Source organism: Gluconacetobacter brunescens (genome assembly GCF_048695475.1).
GTDB lineage: Bacteria > Pseudomonadota > Alphaproteobacteria > Acetobacterales > Acetobacteraceae > Gluconacetobacter.
Genome location: NZ_JBLHEN010000003.1, coordinates 254,064 through 274,199 on the forward strand (window position 1 = coordinate 254,064; position 20,136 = coordinate 274,199).

Here is a 20,136-nt window from a genome sequence, read left to right on the forward strand (position 1 = left end):
GTAAACTTAAATCGATCGATCTCTCCCCAGATGCTCTCGGCTGCGTAGCTAGCGATGGTAATGGGGGACCGGTTCCGCAACGCACTGCTTACCCTGGACGATGACGTGGGAAATGAGTTCAAGGTGATTTTAAAAGGGCCCTTTCTTCATTCGGCAGGCGGCTACGATGGATATTAAGATCGATGAACTCGGCGAAATCCATTTCCGTAGGCCCGGAATGATTGTCCGTGAGGTCAAGGCCGGGGACATCGATCGCGAGGCCTTGCGGGCCACTTCGATCGCCGAGGCGCACGCCGCCACCGAGGCGTTTCCGCGCCACCTCGAGCGGATACGGGATATCCTGCAGGCCTGCTTCCCGCCGCATGTCCTAGCGACGATCTCGAGCTGGAGCGTTACGCACAAGGTCGGTCCTGACGGCGTCGCCGTCGACGGACTCCTTGCAGGCCTGGAGCAACACCATGTAGAGCTGCTCCAGGCGATCCTGTTGCGAATGGATCGGTGGGAGTGGGGCGTCGAGCGCGCCTCGTATCAGCAGATCGGCGAGGTGACGGGCGAGTTGAAGGCACTGGCAATCGCGTTCCAGCGCCGTCGTGCGTTGGAGGTCGACAAGGTCAGCTCCGATCCCCAGAATCTCGCGGTGGCGCTCATTCAGGAACGGCTGCGCGACCAGACGCAGATGATCCGCAACTGGGGCCGTTACGACGAGATGGTCCGCATCGTGCGCGAGTTGCATGCCCCGCTGGACGACGAATTTCGGTCGTACCACGGCTTCGGAGCGACCGAACTCGTCGATGTCGCGAGCGGTCTTGTTAACCTGATCCAGCAACGCCTATCCGATCGGCAGACCCTGCTCGACGGCATCATGCGAGGACGTACCCGCAAGGCAATCGTCCATGCCTACTTCGAGCGATACGACGGGGTCGATGGCGACCCGGAGGAGTTCCTGGCCTCGCTGCCGCCCAAGACGACGCTTCGGCAGCTGCGAATGATGCTGCATGAGTACGCATCAACCGGGCTGATGCTGGAGTTTCTGGTTGATCCCGGTGATCTTGCCGCGCGGATTGGCATATCGACACAGGTGGTCGAGAGCGTGTTCGCCGCGATAGGCTTGGTCCCTGGCGTGCTCCGCGCGAAGGAGCCGGAGCACCTGTTTCTCGACAACCCCGTATGGAAGCGGCCGGCTATAAAGGACGGCGCAGAGTTCCTGCTTTTCATTCCCCAAACTATCGTCGGGTTCCTGCCTGACTTGCTTAGGGAGCTTGCCGCCGAGATGGGACTGGAGAAGCGGCTCGAGCGACGGCGCGGGCGGTATCTGGAGAACGAGACGGCGCGTCTCATCTCCGTCGCGCTGCCTACCGCGCGCATGCTGCCCGGTGTGAAGTGGTCGTGGAAGGGCGTGCCTTACGAGACGGATGTGATCGCTGTCGTCGACAAGGTGGTGGTGATCGCTGAGGCCAAGTCGGCGGTTCTGACCGACGCTGCGCTCCGCGGCGCGGTGAACTCAGCGCGTAGGCATGTGAAGAACCTGCTCGTCGAACCCGCAATCCAGTCGGCGCGTCTCCAAGACATCCTGCGGGCTGCCAGCGAGGGTGACGCCGAGGCGGTGGCGGTGGCGACGTCGCTCGGCTTGGGGATCGACGCCGCCGACATCAAGCAAACCATCCGGTTGTCTGTCACGCTCGACGACTTCGCGACGCTCGCCTCCGCCCAGGCCGAGTTGAAGTATGCCGGCTGGTTTCCGGACGAGCTGGTGCAACCGGCGACAATGACGCTCGCCGATCTGGGCACCTGCACCGACATCCTCGATCGTCCCCTGTTCTTCCTGCACTACCTGATCGGCCGCGAACGCATCCAGCGGGTCGCGTCCGTATTCGGCGACGAGCTCGACTATCTCGGCACATATCTCAACTCGGGGCTCGATCTCGCCGAAGTGGCGGCCGGGACGCACAAGGGTATTTTCAGCCGGATGTCGATGGCGATTGATGCCTATCACCTCGCGCTCGGGATGGAGCGCGACGCTGCGAAGCCGGGGCCGCGGGTTCCACCATACGTCGCCGCAGTGCTGGAGAAACTAGAGGTCGGACAGCAGCCCGGCTGGACGACGACTGGCCTCACCCTGCTGGACGCGGTCCCGCCCGGCACCGGCTGCGGGGTCGGGGACGCGCTGGAGAAGCTCGCGGCCGAGGTGGAGGATGGCGGAAACGGACCTGAGCGGCCCGGCGTCCTGCTCGCGTGCGCCGACAGCCGCCGGGCCGTCGCCGCCTTCCACGTCTTTGCCGCGCGAGACCGGGACGAGGTGCCCGAGCGCCTTCGGTTCCTCGGCCAGTATGCCATGGAGATGACCGAGACCGACCGATGCGTCATATTCGCGAGAATGCTGGAGCGGTGGGACCAGCCTTTCTCGATCACGGGATGGGTGGAAGCCGAGGAATCAGACGCCTGACCCACGCGTCCGGAAAGGTCGGTTCCCTCATCGTCCGCTGCCGATCGTTTCAGGTGAGCGGGTTCGAAGCAGAGCCTCGCGCGTCTAACGAAGCCGATGTGGCCAAACGGTAAATGTCGGTGCCAAGAGGCGTCGATTATTATACCAGTCCACCGAACAGGATCGACTCTTTCATCGATCTGTTCATACTCACAGAATGCGCCAACTTCTTCATCGCCGCTGGATATGAACCAGATTGAGAAGAAAACGCTCGAGTAATAAAGAGGGTTCTAGAGTGCTATGGAGACGTAGTTCTCATCGTTCTCCAAGCAGCCATTCGAGCGCCCGGTCCCTGCCAATAGTATTACCCTATGTTGGACGTTCGAAAGGAAGCGGCTGTTCTCTCGACCGAGCCGTAACCCTTCAGCGAAGGTAAGCCGAGTATCTGCCTTGATTTAAGGTGTTAAACTTATGATACTGCTTAATTATATTGCCGTCTGAAGTGAATGTGGGCATCGGTGCTTGCGTGCCCCCGCAACCATGAATCCCATTTGATATCAAACGATTAGGCCGCCCCCAGGGCGGCCTTTTGCGTTCCAGCCCACCAACTGGAAGCATATAGGAATCAGTTGGCGGAGAAATCCCGCGTAGCACGCGGCCGCATTGAGGCGCTGGCAGGCCAGGAAGGGCGCGAATCGGATTTACCTCCCGTTCCTTCGTCATCGTGTCGCTTGTAACTTGTCCAGAAAATGCCGGGGCGCGAGACCGACAACCGACTTAAAGTCACGTGCAAAATGGGCTTGATCGAAGTAGCCCAATTCTGCCGCCACGGAAGCTATGGTGCCTTGACCCTTTGCCAGACATTCAGAGGCTTCCTGAAGCCGGAATCGCCGTATCACCCATTTGGGTGGGACGCCCAGATAGTCGCGGAAAAGCCGTTGCAAAGAGCGTTCTGTAAGTCCTGATCTCATAATGAGGTCAGAGACGGAGCGCATTTCCGAGTTGTGCCGAATATCTTCGACAAGATCGCGAATATGGATGGCCTGTGGATCGGTCGCTCGTGCCGCGAGCTGGAGAGCCGCTACCGTATGATATGCCTTTTCAGTCATTGATGGGCAGGTAAGTATTTTTCCTGTGACCCCACGATCCCAGACGAAAAGATCCAGGGGAAAAGTTCTATCCGTGATTTTATGAGCCGGAGTGCCGTCAAATTGCCTGAACATGGCAGGGCGAAACTTGATACCGAAAACTTCGCCACGCCCATGCAAGCGTCGGATGAATTTCTTCCGAACGATTCCTACGACTGTCGCTTCCTGCTTCTCGAACACGACGTGAACTGATGGATACGACAGGACTTCAGAGGTTTGTTCCTCTTCGGTATCCCATTGGACCCACCAAAAATGCTCTACCGCCGGCGACAACTCGTCTGACGGTAAAATTCTCCCGGTTTTGATACCCGCAGGAAGAGAGAGAATGGCGCGATCCAAAGAAGGGGGAGCTTTCGTCGGGTTTTTACAAGCCATCGTTCGACTTTGAACCTAATTTTTTCATTCCGTGTCTGAGGATAGCGCGATGCATGAAAGATCTGCCACCATTCTGATTAAAGCGCCCCATATTGCGGTCTGGGATGCCCTGACCTCTCCATCGCAGATCGAGCGCTATTTCTTCGGTACGAAGCTGACCACGGATTGGCTGATCGACTCACCGATGACGTTTCGGGGGGATTATCAGGGTAAGACCTACGAAGATCGAGGCACGGTTCTGACCTTCGATCCGCCGACAGGTCTCTCCTATAGCTACTGGTCGAGTTTTTCAGGCACGGAAGATCTACCGGTCACGCGGCTGATTATTCGGTACGTTCTAAAGGATGAAGACGGGGATGTAAAAGTTACCGTGACGACATCTAATTGTAAAACTGAAGAGCAGGCTCAACATTCTGTCGAGAACTGGGGAATTGTATTGGGTGGATTGAAGGATCTGTTGGAAAATGGATTGGGATGATTTGCCACGCTGTTCAATGTTTTTGATCTGGGGTGGGCCTCTAATCAGTCCAGATCGTCGAGATATCGCGACGGAATCTCACGACTGCTCTTCATGGTTGCGATCCGTTCGTCGATTTTCTGCGGTTCCACATGAAGGAGCACGCGGAGATCATTACAGGGGTGGGGGTTGGGGTTTTCGGCGATGACGCACGGTAGGATCCGATGGACCGGCAGTGGAGCACGTCTGAGCGGTATTGCCCTATGCCGGGCGGGGATCACCGGTATCCCCTGTGGGATCGTCGCCTGTAGCGCATAAAGGCAATCGTCCAGAGGTAGTAAGGTATGACGGCGGAACGCCAAGACGATAGCTTCTTCCTCGGTCGACAGGACGGTCGAAGAAGGCACCTTCGGGCCGGTGCGTCGATCTGACAGACTGCTCCGGCCCTTCCATTTGGCGACCGTCTTCGGGTTGATCCCGTAACGCTTCGCCAGAGCCCTCAGGCTCTCTTGACTATGCTGTATCGCTCGACGGACTGCCGCTGTCGTCGTGGCGCTCCCGTGGTGAACCTGGCCCATGGCGCATCCTTCCACTCAATGTGAAAATAATGCACCACCAAACCCCGGGACTAAATACCTAAGGACTACTCAAAACCGGCAGCAGGCCATCCGGCCAGCCGTATGCAAAGCCTGTCGATGGAAGGGGTTCGCCTTTGGCCGTCTTGATCGGACGTTACGCCTGCCGACGTGCCTTTTGAGGCCCCGAATCCCAACGGTATTCGTCTGGTATGTAAGAAAAACCGTTTAAGAAGAACGGGTTTTTCGTTTGTTGTGCGGAGACGTGGGTATGGATCGGGGAGGGCCGCTCATGGTCCCCCCGTGCCGCGGAAGAGCAGGAACAGGGCGATGATGATCACGATGATCGGCAACAGGCCCAGCCCGTTGAATCCCGAGCCTCGCGGGCCGCCATACCAGCCGGAACGGATACCATAGCCGCCACCGCCGATGGCGAAGATGATCAGGATGATCACGAGAAGGGTCAGCATCGCGGGAACTCCGGGAATGGTTCTCCTGATAACGCTTCATGGCTCGGATTGTTCATCGACCACGTAAATGACTCTTCGGAAGGAATCAGGGTTCGGGCGAAGGCCGATCTGTCCTGCCTGTCTTTTCCCTTGGGACGCAGGGCGTCAATTCGACGGCGGATAGTGTCGCATCAGGCGCAATTGTCGGCGCCATGCGCGGAACAGGGCCGGCGTGCCGATCGGAACGCAACCGGCGGCTCGCATTTCGGCTGCCAGTGCGAACAGGGTCTTCTGCTTGGCGAAGACGCCGCGATAGGCGGATGTCAGGCTCAATGTCGGGTCCCAGAATTCGATGGCTTCCGATCCGGCGCCGTTGACCTCGATGATCTGGAAGTCTCCCCGACACAAGGCGTCTTCACTGCCGAAACGCACGTCCAGGCGGCCGAAATGGAAGCCGTTCATGGATCGGGCGATGGCGTCGACGCGCGCCTCGAGGCTGGGGGTGTTCAGCCGCATCGCGTTTTCATAGCGTCCTCCGACCCGTAGTGAGGCGACCGTGCCGAGGATGACCCTTTCGCCAGCCGCCGGGATGTCGTGCAGGCGGCCGGAGGGAAGGGCTGCCCTGTAGTGCCTAATCATGGGAGCGAGCCGTGGATCCGCGGCCATCAGCATTCCGATGGCGCGCATACCGTCGCCGACGATCTGGGGCGGGTGACGAACGGCAAGCCCGATAATGCGGCCATGGGCCTCGGTGGGCCCGCGCATGTAAAACAGGCCGGCTTCGTATGGACCGGGGATCAGTTCCTGCAAAAGGAAGGCGGCATGGGGTGGAAAGATCGCGATATAATCTTTCAGTTCATCGGCATCGTTGATCCGTCGGACGCCGTGGCCGCACCACCCGATGTCGGGTTTGGCGATCAGCGGAAAGCCCAGCGTGGCAACCGCCGCACTCGTGGCATGGCGGTTGGCGGCGGGAATGAAAGCGGTCCGGGCGACCCATGGTGCATGGTCCGGGCCGATCCGGGCCAGGCAGGCGTATTTTGATTCCCCCGCCAGGCCGCCGGTCTCGATCGCCGGATTGACGACCGATGGCAGGGTCTGGCTGCGGTAGCGAAAACCCAGCCATAGCCACTGGATGACGAGGGGGATGCACAGGATCGGTTTCGGCAGCCGTTCCATGGCGCCGAAGCCGGCCCGACTGGCAGGATGGCGGGAACAGGCGACCCTTGTGCTGCGTTGGGGCGTCATCATGGAACGAATTAACGCCTGTATCTCCGATCCGGATCATGCAATGCGGCAGGTGGGGATCACGCTATTGCGAGCGGGCTATCGGTTTGTGTGCCCGACGCCGGAAACCCAGCGGCGTGTGAATGCACGCCCAACGAACGCATGGGCCGGCAATCTGGTCGATATCTTTGGCTGGAGCCGGCCGTTCCGGCAGGATGTGTTGCCTTTGCCGCTGTTCGAGCGGGCGATGGCGGGGGGCATGCTGGTTGCCGACAATGGGGCGTGGCGCAGCCGTTTTCGGTTCTCGACGCTGGGACGGAACGGGTTCTTTCACTCGTCCTTTCCGACCGAGGCGGCGGACGCCGTATTCTTCGGCCCGGACAGTTACCGGTTTGCCGCCGTGCTGACGGCCTATCTGCGTGATGCTCCGCCCCTTCGGCGGGCGGTCGATATCGGCTGTGGCTCGGGGCTGGGCGCGATCCTGATCGCGCAGCATGACCCGGCCGCCGAAACCGTGATGGTGGATATCAATGCGGCCGCGCTGCGGCTGGCGCGCGTCAATGCCGGCCTCGCCGGGGTCGACTCTATTCAGGCGCGGCAGAGCGATCTGCTGTCCGATGTTTCGGGCGCGTTCGACCTGATCGTCGCCAATCCGCCTTATCTGCCGGATCGGCGATTGCGGCTCTACCGCAATGGCGGCGGCAGGCTGGGGGAGGGGCTGTCGTTGGCCATTGTCAGGACCGCCATGGAGCGTTTGGCGCCTGGGGGAACATTACTGCTTTACACCGGGACTGCGATCGTCGGCGGGGACAATCCGTTCCTGCGGGATGTCGCGTCTCTGCTGGATCGTGGCGATTTCGTCTGGGAGGCCGTCGAACGCGATCCGGATGTCTTTGGTGAAGAGTTGGAGGAGGGGCCGTTGTCCGTCGCGGAGCGTATCGCGGTGATCTGCCTGACGATGACACGGCGAAAACAGGACGGGGATGGCGCCGATGCATGACAGCCTGGCGGAGGATAGCATCGAGCGGACGCAGCGAAGCCTGCATCTGGGTCTTGCGACGCTGAATCGCGTGCGTCTGACGCCGTGCCTGCCCGAGGACGAGGGGAATGCCGGGCTGGATTTCGGCCCGTTGTTGGAGGACGAGGCGCGCTTTCTGCTGGCGATGCGGGCACGGGTCGCGTCTGCCGCGGCGTTGGCGCCCGAGGACCCGGCGGCATTCGTCGTGTGGTTCGAGGCGCTGGAGCAGGTCGGGCCCGGCCAGGGGGACCCGCTTTTCCCCTGGCTGGCCTATGACGCGCCACGTGAGGCCATGTGCTGGTTCCTTGAGCAGGAAGCGGCTGGAGAGGCGGGCTTCGAGGATCTGACGGCGCTGGTGCAGGTGCGGATGCCGACGCGCCCCAAGCTGGAACTGGCGCGGAATTACTGGGACGAGATGGGTCATGGCCGCGAACCGGGCATGCATGGCCCGATGCTGGCGCATCTGGTCCATGCCCTGGCGCTGGAGCCCCGGCCCGAGAGGACGGTGTGGCAGTCGCTGGCGCTCGCCAACACCATGGCCGGGTTGGCTGCCCACCGGCATCTGGCGTTTCATGCCATCGGTGCGCTTGGCGTGATCGAACTGACGGCGCCGGGCAGGGCGGCCAAGGTCGCTGCCGGGCTGAAGCGCCTGGGTGTCGGGGCGGATGACCGGCATTATTTCGATCTGCACGCCGTCCTGGATATCCGCCATTCCGCGACGTGGAACGCGGAGATTATCGGCCCGCTGGTCGCGGAAGACAAGCGGCGCGCGGTGGCGATCGCCGAGGGGGCGTTGATGCGCCTGGAATGTGGGGCCGCATGTTTTCGGCGCTATCGGGAGCATTTCGGCCTGGATTGAAGCGGGCCGCGAGCCCTTCGAGGGGGAAAGCGGGCTCGGTCGCGCTGATCGAAGGTGGACTTCTGTCCGGGCTCCATACAATATCGTGATCGTAATTGATCTACGTGTAGAACGACAGGCAGCGCGGAGTGCTCGAATGACGACGATGATCCCCAAGGAGGGTCGGGAAGATCTGCTGGAGCGCGGCTATTCCCGCCGCCAGTTCGGCCGGATCGCAGCCCTGCTGGGCATGCCGGTTGCCGCCGCGGCGGCGCTGCCGCATCTGATGGGGGAGGCGCGCGCGGCACCCGCGCCCGCGCCGATTCCCGAGATGAATCGGCCCGATAAATCCGGCATGGTGCGGATTGCCTCCAATGAATGCTGGACCGGCCCGTTCCCCAGCGCGGCCGAAGCCGGTGCGGCGGTGATCAAGGAGGGGAACCGGTATGAGCCCTCCAATCTTCGCGGCAATCTGATCGAGACGGCATCCAGGGTCGAGGGGATTCCGGCCACGCATATCCTGCCCTGGCCGGGATCGAGCGACCCGCTTTCCCGCGTTGTCGTGACCTTCTGCTCGCCCACGCGCGGCCTGGTGACGGCTGATCCGACCTTTGAGGCTTCCTGGCGGACGGGCGCGTGGTTGAATATCAAGGTCACTAAAGTGCCCTTGAGCGCGAAGAACAATTACGCCACCGACGTGCGGGCGATGCTCAAGGCCGACCCGAATGCCGGCCTGTATTATATCTGTTCGCCCAATAACCCGACCGGCACATTGACGCCGGTGGAGGATATTGCGTGGCTGGTGGACAACAAGCCGGCCGGGGCGGTGGTTGTCGTGGACGAAGCCTATCTGCACTTCGCGGGCACAAAGAGCGCGGCCTATCTCGTGGCGCAGAACAAGGATGTTGTCGTTCTGCGTACATTCTCGAAGCTGTTCGGGATGGCGGGGCTGCGGCTGGGCTTCAGTTTCGCGCGCCCGGATCTGCATGCGCGCATGATGCGCTATGATGGCCAGAGCCAGAGTGGCACCCTGTCGGTCGTGGCGCTGGCGATCGGGGCGTCGAGCCTGGCGCAGGCCGAGAGTATCGTGGCACGCCGCAATGAAATGATTGCCGCGCGCGAAGAGACGTTCGATTATCTGCGCAAGCGCAAGATCGCGTTTATTCCCAGCAACGCCAACATGTTCATGGTGAACTGGAACCAGCCTGCGCGTCATGTGAAGCAGCAATATGCGGCTCAGGGGATCGATATCGGCCGTAGCTGGCCTGTCTGGCCCAATATGTCTCGTATTACCGTTGGCTCGGCTGACGAGATGAAGAAATTCTGTGCGGCGACCGACAAGGTCTTCGCCTGATCTGTCATCTGGTGGGTGTTTCCGCACCTTTCGGCGCGGAACATCGCATCTGTCCGGGGCTGACAAGTCCATTCAGCCCCGGCAGCGCGAGATGCCGATGGATTCCTTTCCGCCTATTTGGAGGAGGAATTGTCGGGCCCTATCGAGAGGATGGGAAATTTAAGGGATGCCTGCTGCTTTTCCGTGACTGGCAAGGGCGATTTGCCTGGGGGAGCCCCGTTCTCATGCAGGAGAAACGCGACCAGGGCGGTTGCATCTTCCGTCGATAGCGTGCCGGGGGCCATTAACGGCATGGCACGCTGGATATAGCCTGTCAGACGGGAAAGCGGTGTTCCCGCCCAGCTTGCCACCAGCCGCCCTTTCAGGGACGGCGTCTGGAAATTGCCGCCGAGATCGGCGCCATGACACATGGCGCAGGCGGTCCGGTAGAGATCTGCCCCGTGCTGCGCCTGCTCGGCCGTGAAGGACGGAATGGGTGAGGCAGTAGGCTTCGCGGCGTGAAGCGGGGAAGCGGAGGCGATGGTCAGGGCCATCGCATAGACCGTGCTGGAACGCATGCGGCGGACGGGTTGCTTGCGGGACATGGGGCTCACCCTTCCGAAATGGGCGAACGGGCGAACAGGTCTGCCAGAACCTTGATCGCTCTTTCCGATTCCGAACGATCAGGATGTTCGAAGGAATTTCCGACGCTGCCCATCTCGCCCTCGTTATCCAGATCATAGGCCTGGACCATCAGTCCGTCCGTTTTCGAGACGGCCGAGGCACCGTGATAATGCAGGCCGTATGGCAGGTCCGGACGGGGAGGGAGCCATGCCGTCTGTCCTCTGACGGGGATCAGGCTCTTGTCGTTCCACCAGTCGCGCGCCGCGTAGCCGGGGCAGTTGATGATCACCTTCTCCGGCAGGGAGGCGAGTTCGCTGGGGTCGTGGAACTCCCGGATTACGACATGGCCGCCGGCCTGGAAAAATTCCGACATCAGCAGGTGCCCGTAGGAGGCGAAATTATAGAGCATGAGCGAATTGCGCCGGGCATATGGGGCGGCAAAGGGGCTCTCCGCCGGGGTGAGTTCTTCCGCCGCCGGCACGATATCCTTGATGCGATCGGAATAGCGGGCGAATTCCGCGCCATGCTGGGGCACGCCGGTCGAGGCGTAATCGCCGGTTCGGCCATCGGGTTTTTCCTCGTGCGGCGCATTGAACGGCCGGTCGGAGAAGGAAAAATGCTCGATGAATTCCACGGGATTGCCGGGAAGGCCGAGATAGTCGCGATAGGTGGCCCAGGAGATCCGGGCCATCTTTTCCCACAGGTCGGCGAATTCGGGGCCGGCCGGAGCCGTCAGGGAAATACGGGAATCCGGTGTCCAACTGCCGTTGGCACGAACCGATCGTGTCCTGGGCAGCAGGTCTTTGGTGTAGATCGTGACGTCGAAGCCGGCGCGTTGCGCCGTGAGGGCGGTGGTGAGGCCGATGATGCCGCAGCCGATCACCGCGACCTTGCGTTGCAGGGTGGTGGAAACCTTCTCGACAACCACGCTCGCCGAGCCCCAGGAGAGGGACCAGCCGCTGCCGCCATGGCCGTAATTGTGGAAGACCAGCTTGTTGCCGACATGCTCGACATCGAAGCGCGGGCCCATCGCGCGGAAGGGGCGCAGGCAGACCTTGATGTCGGTGATCTGGTCGGCCCGCAAATCGAACGGCTGAAGCCTGATACGCCGCCGTGGGAGTGGGGATGGCTGCGGGACAGGGGGAGCCGGCGGCGGGGCTTGGGCATGGACGAGGCGGCTCCCCGCGAACGCCCCGACGATGCTACAGGCGGAGGCGCCCGCGACGAGATGCCTCCGTCCGATAGTCCTGTTCCGATTGGTCATATGCGCGAAGCCCAGTGCAGAAGTGGCGCCGGGGAGGGGCCGTATGCCCCTCCCTCCATCCAGATGAAGAGCGGATGTTAGAATGTGGCATTCACGCGCCCATAATAATAGCCACCCGAGATGGGGACTTGAGAGGAGCTGGCGTCATAGACCGTGTAGCCGCCGCTGTTGAGGATGTCCGGCAGTCTGCGCGGGCGGACATTGAAGACGTTGTTGGCGCCGACCGCCAGATGCCAGTGGCGGTCGAACCGATAGCCGATTTCGAGATCGGTCAGCCAGCGGGGGGTGTTCTTGAACTGGCCGAAGCAGGAATTGGAATAACGCAGGGCGCCGCCGCTCGCGCAGGTGAGCGAGCCGTTCGTCCAGTCCTGGTAGGTCATCATGTCGGTCGTTTCGCCATATCGGGTTTGGCGAATGTTGAAGTCCCAGTTTGCGATCGTGTAATAGGCGTTCAGGATGATCTTGCTGCGCGGATAGGCGGTGGTGAGATAGCCGATCGTCTGGGCATTGAGCAGGGATGCGCCAGTCCCTGATGTGGCGGAGTGGTGCAGGCGCGTGCGGTTGAGGTCCAGCGCCATCGAGAGCATCAGGTTGCCGTAGCGGTGCAGGTGGAACGTGTAATCGGCCTTGATGTCGAGGCCCTGGGTGCGGGTGCTGCCGATATTGGCGAAGTAATAGGCCGAGACGTTCTGCGGATCGATATCGTTGACCGGCAGGGCGTAGCCCATGGCCTGGATCGCGTCGATCGCCGTCAGCCCTTTGGTCACGCCGCCCTGGCCGATGCGGTTGCGGAGATTGATCTGATAGACATCGGCTTCGACATGGAAGCCATCGACGGGTTCGACGACCAGGCCGCCGCTGGCGTTGACCGAATATTCGGGTTTCAGCGGCCGGGCGCCGAGAAGGGCGGCGGCGGCGGAACTGACGGGAAGCAGGCCGGCGGCGCCCGTCGGGCTGACGCTCATGGTGCTGAAATGCTGTTCCGCCATGGTCGGAGCACGGAAACCCGTGCTGATGGTGCCGCGGATCGCGACCCGTCTCGTGATGTCGTAGCGGGTGGAGACCTTGCCGTTCTGGGTATTGCCGACATCGGTGTAATGTTCGAAACGGCCGGCGAAATCGAGATCCCAGTTCTTCAGCATATGGAAATCGCCGTCGATATAGGCTGCCCAGATATCGCGGCTCCAGTTTCCGGCACTTTGCGGTGCGATGCCGACATAGCCCTGGGTTCCGCCGACTTCGTAGGACGAGGGCTCACCGGCGACGATCTCGTAGGTTTCCAGGCGGTGTTCCCCGCCGAAGGCGAGGGTCATCGGGACCGTATGAAAGATGTCGATATGCCGCCGGAAATCCAGATTGTTGGTCCACTGGGCGTTGCGGTAGCTCTGCGTGTGTACCGTGGTTGGCGTGATGCCGCAGCCGACGGTTGAGATATTGGCGACGTTGCCGTTGTTGCATCGGTCGCTCAGCAGGCCCGGATTGGCTGTGTTCTTGTTGCCGATATTATCTTCATCCGCGCCGTACTGGGTGCTGATGTCCCAGTCGAAGCCGAAGAAATCGTGGCCTTTCATGCCGAGCATCGCGGCGTAGTCGTTTTCTTCGATCGTCTCCAGCGGGGAGAAGCCGTAAGGATAGACCGTGGGCGCGATAGTTGGGACGCGATAATTCTGGATCGCTTCCGCATGGCGGTGGCCATAGGTGATCTGGCCGTAGAAATCAACTTTCTCGCCAATGGGTTTTCCGAAGTCGATGCCGAGATTCTCGCGCGTTTCTTCCGGCGTGCTCATGATCTTGTTCGAGGTGACGGGAACGGGGAGCGGATTCGCCACGATGCCGTTATAATAGCCGCTGGTGCTGGCGCCTTCCGGCCAGTAGCCGAGAAGACGATGGTCTTTGGCGCCTTTCGTGACGAAATGATCGGTGTGATAGACCTGCCCGCTCAGATGCATGTAGCCGTCATTGCCGAGCTTGAAACCGCCATCGGCATTGACCTGGTACTGCCAGCCGTCGCCATTATAGGCGTTCGCGCCGGTCTGTGCCGAGACATTCAGGCCATGGTTGGTTTTCTTTGTGATGATGTTGACGACGCCGGCAATCGCATCGGAACCGTACATGGCGGCGGCGCCGTCTTCCAGAACCTCGATATGGTCGATCATGTTGGCGGGCAGCATGTTCAGGTCGACGCCGGTGGCGCCGAAGCTGGGGCCGGAGTTCTGGATGATGTTGCCCGTGACGTGGCGGCGCTTGCCATCGACCAGAACGAGCACCTGATTGGGGTTGAGGCCGCGCATGCGGATCGACGAGGTGAGGGCGGCGGTGTCGCTGCCTTTGGCCTGTACGTTGATGGAGGCGTATGTGCGTGTGAGCGCATCCGCCAGGTTCAACTGCCCTGAACGGGTCAGGGTTGCCGCCGTGACGACCGAAATCGGCGAACTGCTCTGGCGGGCGTGGCGGTTGCTGTCATGGGTGCCGGTCACGATCACGGCTTCGCCGGCATCGGGCGGGGCCTGATAGACCGCGGGAGCGGCGGTCACGGGTGCCGTTGCGGTGGGCGTTCTGGAGGAATTGGCAGGTGTACCCGATATTTTCCGGCTTTTTGCAGCGGAACGCTGGCCGGTTGGGGGTGTTGCAGACGTCGTTGCGGTCTGGGCGATCGCGCTGGCGACGTCGAACTGGATGGCGAGAATGGTGGCTGCGATCAGGCTTCGCCTTAGGGTCATGGAATTACTGTGCTCCCGCGCCATTTGTTGCGACGTCGAGATAACGTGAAGCGGATCGCGATTTCATTTCAATATAAAAATATGGAGGCCAAAACGAATCTGTTCTGAGTCTTAACATTGTTGCATATATATCGCATATGACATTTATTATTATAATTCTGAAATAAAATGCAAGAAAAGGGTGAGGTGTCTGGCGTTGGGCGGGCGGGCGGATTGTCTTGCTTCGTGCCTATGGATGCGGTATCGTAATAAGTTTTTTGTCGTAACTCCGTCTGTGGTGCTCTCCTCGCCGGGGCGGGACGCGATGATCAGCGGCCGACCGAGGCATGGTCGCTGCGCCACACATAATCCTGCATCGCCGATGCCAGACGTTCGGCTTCATCCACCCGGAATTTCACGATGTCGCCGATGCTTACGATGCCGATAACGGCATCGTTCTCGATGATGGGCAGGTGACGGGCCCGGTAATCGGTCATCTTGCGGCCGACCTTCAGGATCTCTTCGTCGAGCGTTGTCGTCGGCACGTCGCGGGCCATGATCTCGTGGGCCGCAAGATGGGCGACGTCCATGCCGTGCCCGGCCAGTGCCGCGACGAGGTCGCGTTCCGAGATCAGGCCGGCGAGATGGGCGTGTTCGTCGAGCACGGGAACGGCGCCGATGCGGTTCTGCTTCATCAGACGGGCGATTTCGCGGATCGGCGTATTTTCGTGGACGGTGAAGAGGTGGCGGTCCTTGCTTTCCAGGGCCTGGAGAACAGTGGCGGTCATGACGTCTTCTCCCTTTTGCGGGTTATTGATCTGGCGTGTGCGTCGCGGACCTGTCCGTTTCGATCAGATGGGAGTGGGCGCGGCAAAAGACAGGGCTGGAGTGCCGCATTGGCTTATTCCTTGTACAGGATGTCGTGAGGCGCGGCGGGCGGCAGGCTGGCCTCGCGCAGGATGGGCAGGGGTTGCAGAAGTGAGCGGGTCTGCCGGACGAGTGTTTCGGGAAAGAGGCCGGCCAGAAGGGTAACGATGGCCAGGGCGGTGATCAGGACGGCATTTGCCCGGGTGCCGCGCAGCGGGCGGTGATCCTCAGGCAGGGGTTCCATCATCGCGCGCACGACGTTGAGGTAATAATAGAGCCCGATGATGCTGCTTGCGACCAATGCGACCAGCAGCACGACCCGCCGGGCTGAAACACCTGCGATGACGATGTAGGTCTTGGCGAAGAAGCCGATGGCGGGGGGGATGCCCGCCAGCGAGATCAGCATGACGGCCATGGCGAGCGCCAGGGCCGGCCGGTGGCGGAACATGCCGCGCCACCCGGCAATGTCGGACAGGCCGGATGCGCCGCGCATGGCGGCGAAGGCGCCCGATGTCGCGGCTGCGTAGGCCGCCAGGTAGAAGGCGGCGCTGGCCATGCCGAACGGCCCCGGCGACAGCAGGGCGAGCAGCAGGTAGCCGACATGGGCGATGGAGGAGCCGGCCAGCAGGCGCTTGAGGTTGGTCTGCCCGAGCGCCAGCAGGTTGCCGCCGAACATGCTCAGGACGGCGACGATGGCGAGTTCCGTGCCCGCTGCATCGGGCCGGAGCAGATCGGCGCCCGCGAAATAGCGTGCGAGGGCCGCGAACAGGGCGATCTTGGAGGTGACGGCGATGAAGGACGCGACCGGTATCGGCGCGCCTTCCATGACGTCGGGGAGCCAGGTGTGAAAGGGAACGGCGGACAGTTTGAAGAACAGGCCGGTCAGCACGAGTGCCGTTGCCGCCAGGGGGAGTGCCGGCCCTTCCGGGCCGGCCAGGGAGGGGGCGGCAAAGCGCAGGCTGCCGCTGTCGGCGTAGGAAAGGGCGAGGCCGAACAGCAGGATCGCCGAGGAGAGTCCGGCCAGGATCAGGTATTTGATCGCTGCCTCGTCGGCCGTGGGCTGGGTGCGGTGGTAGGCGATCAGGCCGAGCAGCGACAGGCTCAGTGTCTCCAGCCCGAGGAAGAAGATCACCATGTCCGCGCTGCCGGCCATGACCAGCGCACCGAGCGTGCCGAGCAGCAGCAGCAGGTAGAACTCGTCGGCCGGGGTGCCGGCCTCTCGCCATGCCATGATGACGCTTGCGGCCGAGGACAGCAGGATCAGGCCGGCGATATAGGCGAACCACCCATCGGGCACGAGCAGGATGCCGGTCGGGTCGCCGGGCCAGGGGAGGGCGGGCGACCACAGGCTGGCGAAGGCCAGAAGGAGCGTTGCCAGCGCAATGAGGATGGCGCGCGTCTCCGAGCGGCGCCAGGCGATGGACAGCATGAGCAGCGCGATGCCGCCGCCCAGGATCGGCAGCGATGGCGGCAGGCCCGGGAGCGGGGCGGTCATGGGTGGGGGGCCTCCATCTCCGGCATGGCAAGGGGGGAGGCCGGCAGCGACAGGTCCAGGACCGGCTGGGGATAGGTGCCCAGCACCAGCAGAAGGACCATGGTGAGGCCCAGCACCGTCATCTGCCGGGCGCCGAAATCGGCCGGCGGCGCGTGGTCGGTGCTCTGCCCTGCATGGGGCGGGCCGAGGAAGGCGCGGCCGACCATGGTGAGGGAATAGACTGCCGAGAGCACCAGCCCGGCGGCGCCGAGGATCGCGATCGGCGGGCTGATGCGCCAGGTGGCGAGCAGGACCAGGAACTCGCCGACGAAATTGCCCATGCCCGGCAGGCCGAGCGAGGCGATGGCGAAAAACAGGCCGACGGAGGAAAGATGCGGCAGGGCCTGCCAGAGGCCGCCCATGCGCCGCATGTCGCGCGTGTGCAGGCGGTCTTGCAGCGACCCGGCGATGATGAACAGGGCGCCGGTGCTCAGCCCGTGGGCGACCATCTGCACCACCGCGCCGCGCATGCCCATGGGGGAGCCGGAAAAGACGCCCAGCAGCACGAAACCCAGATGGCTGACGCTGCTGTAGGCGATCAGGCGTTTGATGTCGTCCTGCGCCAGCGACAGCCAGGCGCCGTACAGGATACCGGCGGCGCCCAGGGCCAGTGCGACCGGCGTGAACCGGGCCGCCGCGTCGGGAAACAGCAGCACGACGAAGCGGATCAGCCCGTAGCCGCCGGTTTTCAGCAGGATGCCCGCCAGCAGCACGCTGCCGGCGGTGGGGGCCTGGGTATGGGTGTCGGGCAGCCAGACATGCAGTGGCACCACCGGCAGCTTGACCGCGAAGGCGACGAAGAAGCCGAGCATCAGCACCATGGCGGCGGTCGGCATCAGCGGCGTGTCGGCCAGGGCGAAATAATCGAAGGTCACGATGCCGGTGGCGTGCTGGTGCAGGATGACGAGGCCGAGGATCGCCACCAGCATCAGCAGGCCGCTGCCTTGCGTGAACAGGAAGAACTTGATGGCGGCGCGGCGCCGGTCCTCGTGCCCCCATTGCAGGATCAGCACATACATCGGCACCAGCATCAGCTCCCAGAAGAAGAAGAACAGGAACAGGTCGGTGGCCAGGAAGACGCCGTCGATCCCGGCGATCGTCGCCAGAAGGAGCAGGTGGAACAGGCCCGGCCGTTCGCCGACGTCGCGCGCTGACAGGATCACGCAGGGAAAGGAGAGGATGGTCGTCAGCCACAGCAGCACGAGGCTGAGTCCGTCCATGTCCATGCGCGCGGCGATGCCCAGCGCCGGAATCCAGGGCGCGGAAAAATGGGCGAGCCAGGGGCCGTGGCCCCAGTCGGCGGTGCAGGTGACGTAGAGCAGCAGCAGCGTTTGCAGGAGGATGGTGGTAATCGCGACCCACCATGGGCGATGCCGTGCCTGGGGGCCTCGATCGGACAGCCAGGCGGCGAGGCCGCCTGCCGCCGGCAGCAGGACGAGGGCGGGAAGGGCGATCATGGCCGGGCTCCCAGGCACAGGGCGACGACGGTGCCCGCCGCGATCCAGCCGGCATAGCGGCGGACCTGCCCGCTTTGCATGCGGCCGAGCATCCGGCCGCCGGCGCGCGCCGTTGCCGCCGTGGCGTCGGAAAGGCGATCGCAGATGTCGGTCTGGTTCAGGTGGCCGAGTGTGGTGAACGGGCGGACGATCAGGGCGTCGTAAAGCGCATCGAAATCCCAGCCGGCACGGGCCAGGCGGGCGAGGGCATTTTCCGGTGGTGTCCGCGTCTGCTTGCGTGGTTGCCAGAGCAGCCACGCCACGGCGATGCCGGCGAGGGGTACCAGCGATCCAGCCCACAGCAGCCAGTATGGACCTTCCGGCATCGGTGCGCCGAACACGGGGGAGAGCAGGTGTGACAGCAGATGCACCGAGGTGATGGCGTCGGGCATTTCCATCCATCCGCCGGTCAGCGCGAGCACGGCGAGGCAGATGAGTGGAATGGCCATTGTGGCGCCCGTGCGACCGTGTGGCTCCGTATGGCGGGTTCCAAAAAACACGATGAAGAGGCAGCGGAAGATATAGATCGCGGTTGCGAGGGCGCCGAGCAGGGCGCCGGCCCAGAGCAGGGGATTGGCGTGCCAGGCGCCCTGGAGGATCATTTCCTTGCTGTAGAAGCCGGCGGTCAGCAGCGGCAGGCCGGCCAGTGCCGCGCTGCCGGCCAGGAAGGTGGCGAACACGCCCGGCATCGCGCGGGCGAGGCCGCCCATCTGGTAGATATCCTGCCGGTGATGGACGCGCAGGATGATCGCGCCGGCAGCCATGAAGAGCAGGGCCTTGAAGAAGGCGTGGGTGACCAGATGGAAGATCGCCGCCTGCCACGCGCCCGTGCCGAGGGCGAGGAACATGTAGCCGATCTGGCTCATGGTGGAATAGGCGAGGATGCGCTTGATGTCGGTCTGCACCAGCGCGCTGCCGGCGGCCAACAGGAGCGTGACCAGGCCGACCAGGGCGACGGCCGTCATCGCGGCCGGGACTGACGCGAACAGGGGGTGGAGCCGCGCGATCAGATAGACGCCGGCGGTTACCATGGTTGCGGCGTGGATCAGGGCGGAGACCGGGGTGGGGCCGGCCATGGCGTCGGGGAGCCAGGTCTGGAGCGGGACCTGCGCGGATTTGGCGACGGCGCCACCCAGCAGCAGGAAGGCGGCTATTTCCGCTTGCAGGTCGGCCGGGTGGATCGTGGCGATGTGTAGAAGTGCTGCGATATCCAGCGTGCCGGCCCGCGTGGCCAGCAGCAGCAGGCCGCACAGCATGGCGGCATCGCCGATGCGGGTAACGATGAAGGCCTTGCGCGCGGCGACGACGTTGGCGGTGTCGGTATGCCAGAAGCCGATCAGCAGATAGGAGCAGATGCCCACACCTTCCCAGCCGATATAGAGACAAAGCAGGTCCGACGAGAAGACGAGGACCAGCATTGCCGCGACGAAGAGGGCCATGCTGCCGAAGAACCGTGCGATGTCGGGGTCGTCGTGCATGTAGCCGCAGGCGTAAAGCAGGATCAGGAAGCCGACGCCGGTGACGACCAGCATCATGACGAGTGACAGCGGGTCGAGCGTGAAGGCGATCCGGGTGCTGAAGCCTTCGACCTGCATCCAGGACCACAGCGTTGCGTGCAGGGCGCCGGTGGGTGGGGGCGCCCGGAGGAAGCCGGTGGCGAGCACGGCCGCCATCAGGGCCGAGAGCCCGACCGATCCGGCGCCGATCACGCAGGCAGGGAGCGGGGGCATGCGGCCGGCCGACAGGAACAGGATTCCGGCCGCGAGAAGGGGGCTGGCGACGATCAGCGGCAGCATCAGCGCGTCCATGG

At 62.8% G+C, this 20,136-nt stretch carries 15 protein-coding genes and 1 pseudogene; 5 read left to right on the forward strand and 11 right to left on the reverse strand.

What is annotated here, in order from left to right:
* Positions 1 to 166 precede the first annotated feature (166 nt).
* Positions 167 to 2,443, forward strand: a complete 2,277-nt coding sequence (locus ACMAUO_RS19300; RefSeq protein WP_420358522.1) for a hypothetical protein — start codon at positions 167 to 169, stop codon at positions 2,441 to 2,443.
* 698 nt (positions 2,444 to 3,141) lie between these two features.
* Here the strand turns inward: ACMAUO_RS19300 and ACMAUO_RS19305 are convergent.
* Positions 3,142 to 3,945 (reverse strand): DUF6597 domain-containing transcriptional factor, encoded by an 804-nt coding sequence (locus tag ACMAUO_RS19305; RefSeq protein ID WP_420358523.1) that lies wholly within the window; start codon positions 3,943 to 3,945, stop codon positions 3,142 to 3,144.
* A gap of 49 nt (positions 3,946 to 3,994) precedes the next feature.
* Here ACMAUO_RS19305 and ACMAUO_RS19310 point away from each other — a divergent pair, with 49 nt between their 5' ends.
* Complete coding sequence (locus tag ACMAUO_RS19310; protein WP_420358524.1) at positions 3,995 to 4,423, forward strand: SRPBCC domain-containing protein; 429 nt, start codon at positions 3,995 to 3,997, stop codon at positions 4,421 to 4,423.
* A 272-nt stretch (positions 4,424 to 4,695) separates the two neighbouring features.
* Here the strand turns inward: ACMAUO_RS19310 and ACMAUO_RS19315 are convergent.
* The 3 genes and pseudogenes from ACMAUO_RS19315 to ACMAUO_RS19325 all read right to left on the reverse strand — a co-directional run.
* Positions 4,696 to 4,980 (reverse strand): annotated as a pseudogene (locus ACMAUO_RS19315) (IS481 family transposase); the annotation flags it as partial.
* Between the two features lie 287 nt (positions 4,981 to 5,267).
* Positions 5,268 to 5,447 (reverse strand): hypothetical protein, encoded by a 180-nt coding sequence (locus tag ACMAUO_RS19320; RefSeq protein WP_420358525.1) that lies wholly within the window; start codon positions 5,445 to 5,447, stop codon positions 5,268 to 5,270.
* A 144-nt stretch (positions 5,448 to 5,591) separates the two neighbouring features.
* Positions 5,592 to 6,677: an ATP-grasp domain-containing protein gene (locus tag ACMAUO_RS19325; protein ID WP_420358526.1), complete on the reverse strand. Its 1,086-nt coding sequence runs from the start codon at positions 6,675 to 6,677 to the stop codon at positions 5,592 to 5,594.
* 115 nt (positions 6,678 to 6,792) lie between these two features.
* On the opposite strand from ACMAUO_RS19325, the gene ACMAUO_RS19330 reads away from it, so the two are divergent.
* The 3 genes from ACMAUO_RS19330 to ACMAUO_RS19340 all read left to right on the forward strand — a co-directional run bounded on the left by ACMAUO_RS19330 (position 6,793) and on the right by ACMAUO_RS19340 (position 9,863).
* A complete protein-coding gene (locus tag ACMAUO_RS19330) occupies positions 6,793 to 7,653 on the forward strand; it encodes a methyltransferase (protein WP_420358527.1) in 861 nt (286 codons plus the stop codon).
* Positions 7,646 to 8,530 carry an iron-containing redox enzyme family protein gene (locus ACMAUO_RS19335; RefSeq protein ID WP_420358528.1) on the forward strand — a complete coding sequence of 295 codons (885 nt, stop codon included), beginning with the start codon at positions 7,646 to 7,648 and terminating at the stop codon, positions 8,528 to 8,530. The genes ACMAUO_RS19330 and ACMAUO_RS19335 overlap by 8 nt, the downstream gene beginning before the upstream one ends.
* Positions 8,531 to 8,666: 136 nt before the next feature.
* Positions 8,667 to 9,863 carry a pyridoxal phosphate-dependent aminotransferase gene (locus tag ACMAUO_RS19340; RefSeq protein ID WP_420358529.1) on the forward strand — a complete coding sequence of 399 codons (1,197 nt, stop codon included), beginning with the start codon at positions 8,667 to 8,669 and terminating at the stop codon, positions 9,861 to 9,863.
* 113 nt (positions 9,864 to 9,976) lie between these two features.
* On the opposite strand, the gene ACMAUO_RS19345 is transcribed toward ACMAUO_RS19340, so the two are convergent.
* The 7 genes from ACMAUO_RS19345 to nuoL form a co-directional block, all read right to left on the reverse strand.
* On the reverse strand, positions 9,977 to 10,447 hold the full coding sequence (locus ACMAUO_RS19345) for a c-type cytochrome (protein ID WP_420358530.1): 471 nt from the start codon (positions 10,445 to 10,447) through the stop codon (positions 9,977 to 9,979).
* 5 nt (positions 10,448 to 10,452) lie between these two features.
* Positions 10,453 to 11,550 carry an FAD-dependent oxidoreductase gene (locus tag ACMAUO_RS19350; RefSeq protein ID WP_420358531.1) on the reverse strand — a complete coding sequence of 366 codons (1,098 nt, stop codon included), beginning with the start codon at positions 11,548 to 11,550 and terminating at the stop codon, positions 10,453 to 10,455.
* A gap of 257 nt (positions 11,551 to 11,807) precedes the next feature.
* A complete protein-coding gene (locus tag ACMAUO_RS19355; protein WP_420358532.1) occupies positions 11,808 to 14,450 on the reverse strand; it encodes a TonB-dependent receptor plug domain-containing protein in 2,643 nt (880 codons plus the stop codon).
* Between the two features lie 308 nt (positions 14,451 to 14,758).
* On the reverse strand, positions 14,759 to 15,217 hold the full coding sequence (locus ACMAUO_RS19360) for a CBS domain-containing protein (RefSeq protein ID WP_420358533.1): 459 nt from the start codon (positions 15,215 to 15,217) through the stop codon (positions 14,759 to 14,761).
* 113 nt (positions 15,218 to 15,330) lie between these two features.
* Positions 15,331 to 16,791, reverse strand: a complete 1,461-nt coding sequence (locus ACMAUO_RS19365; RefSeq protein WP_420358534.1) for an NADH-quinone oxidoreductase subunit N — start codon at positions 16,789 to 16,791, stop codon at positions 15,331 to 15,333.
* Entirely contained in the window at positions 16,788 to 18,287 is a 1,500-nt protein-coding gene (locus ACMAUO_RS19370) for a complex I subunit 4 family protein (RefSeq protein ID WP_420358535.1), read from the reverse strand. Before ACMAUO_RS19370 ends, ACMAUO_RS19365 begins: the two co-directional genes overlap by 4 nt.
* Complete coding sequence (gene nuoL / locus ACMAUO_RS19375) at positions 18,284 to 20,134, reverse strand: NADH-quinone oxidoreductase subunit L (RefSeq protein WP_420358536.1); 1,851 nt, start codon at positions 20,132 to 20,134, stop codon at positions 18,284 to 18,286. The genes ACMAUO_RS19370 and nuoL overlap by 4 nt, the downstream gene beginning before the upstream one ends.
* Between the last annotated feature and the right edge of the window lie 2 nt (positions 20,135 to 20,136).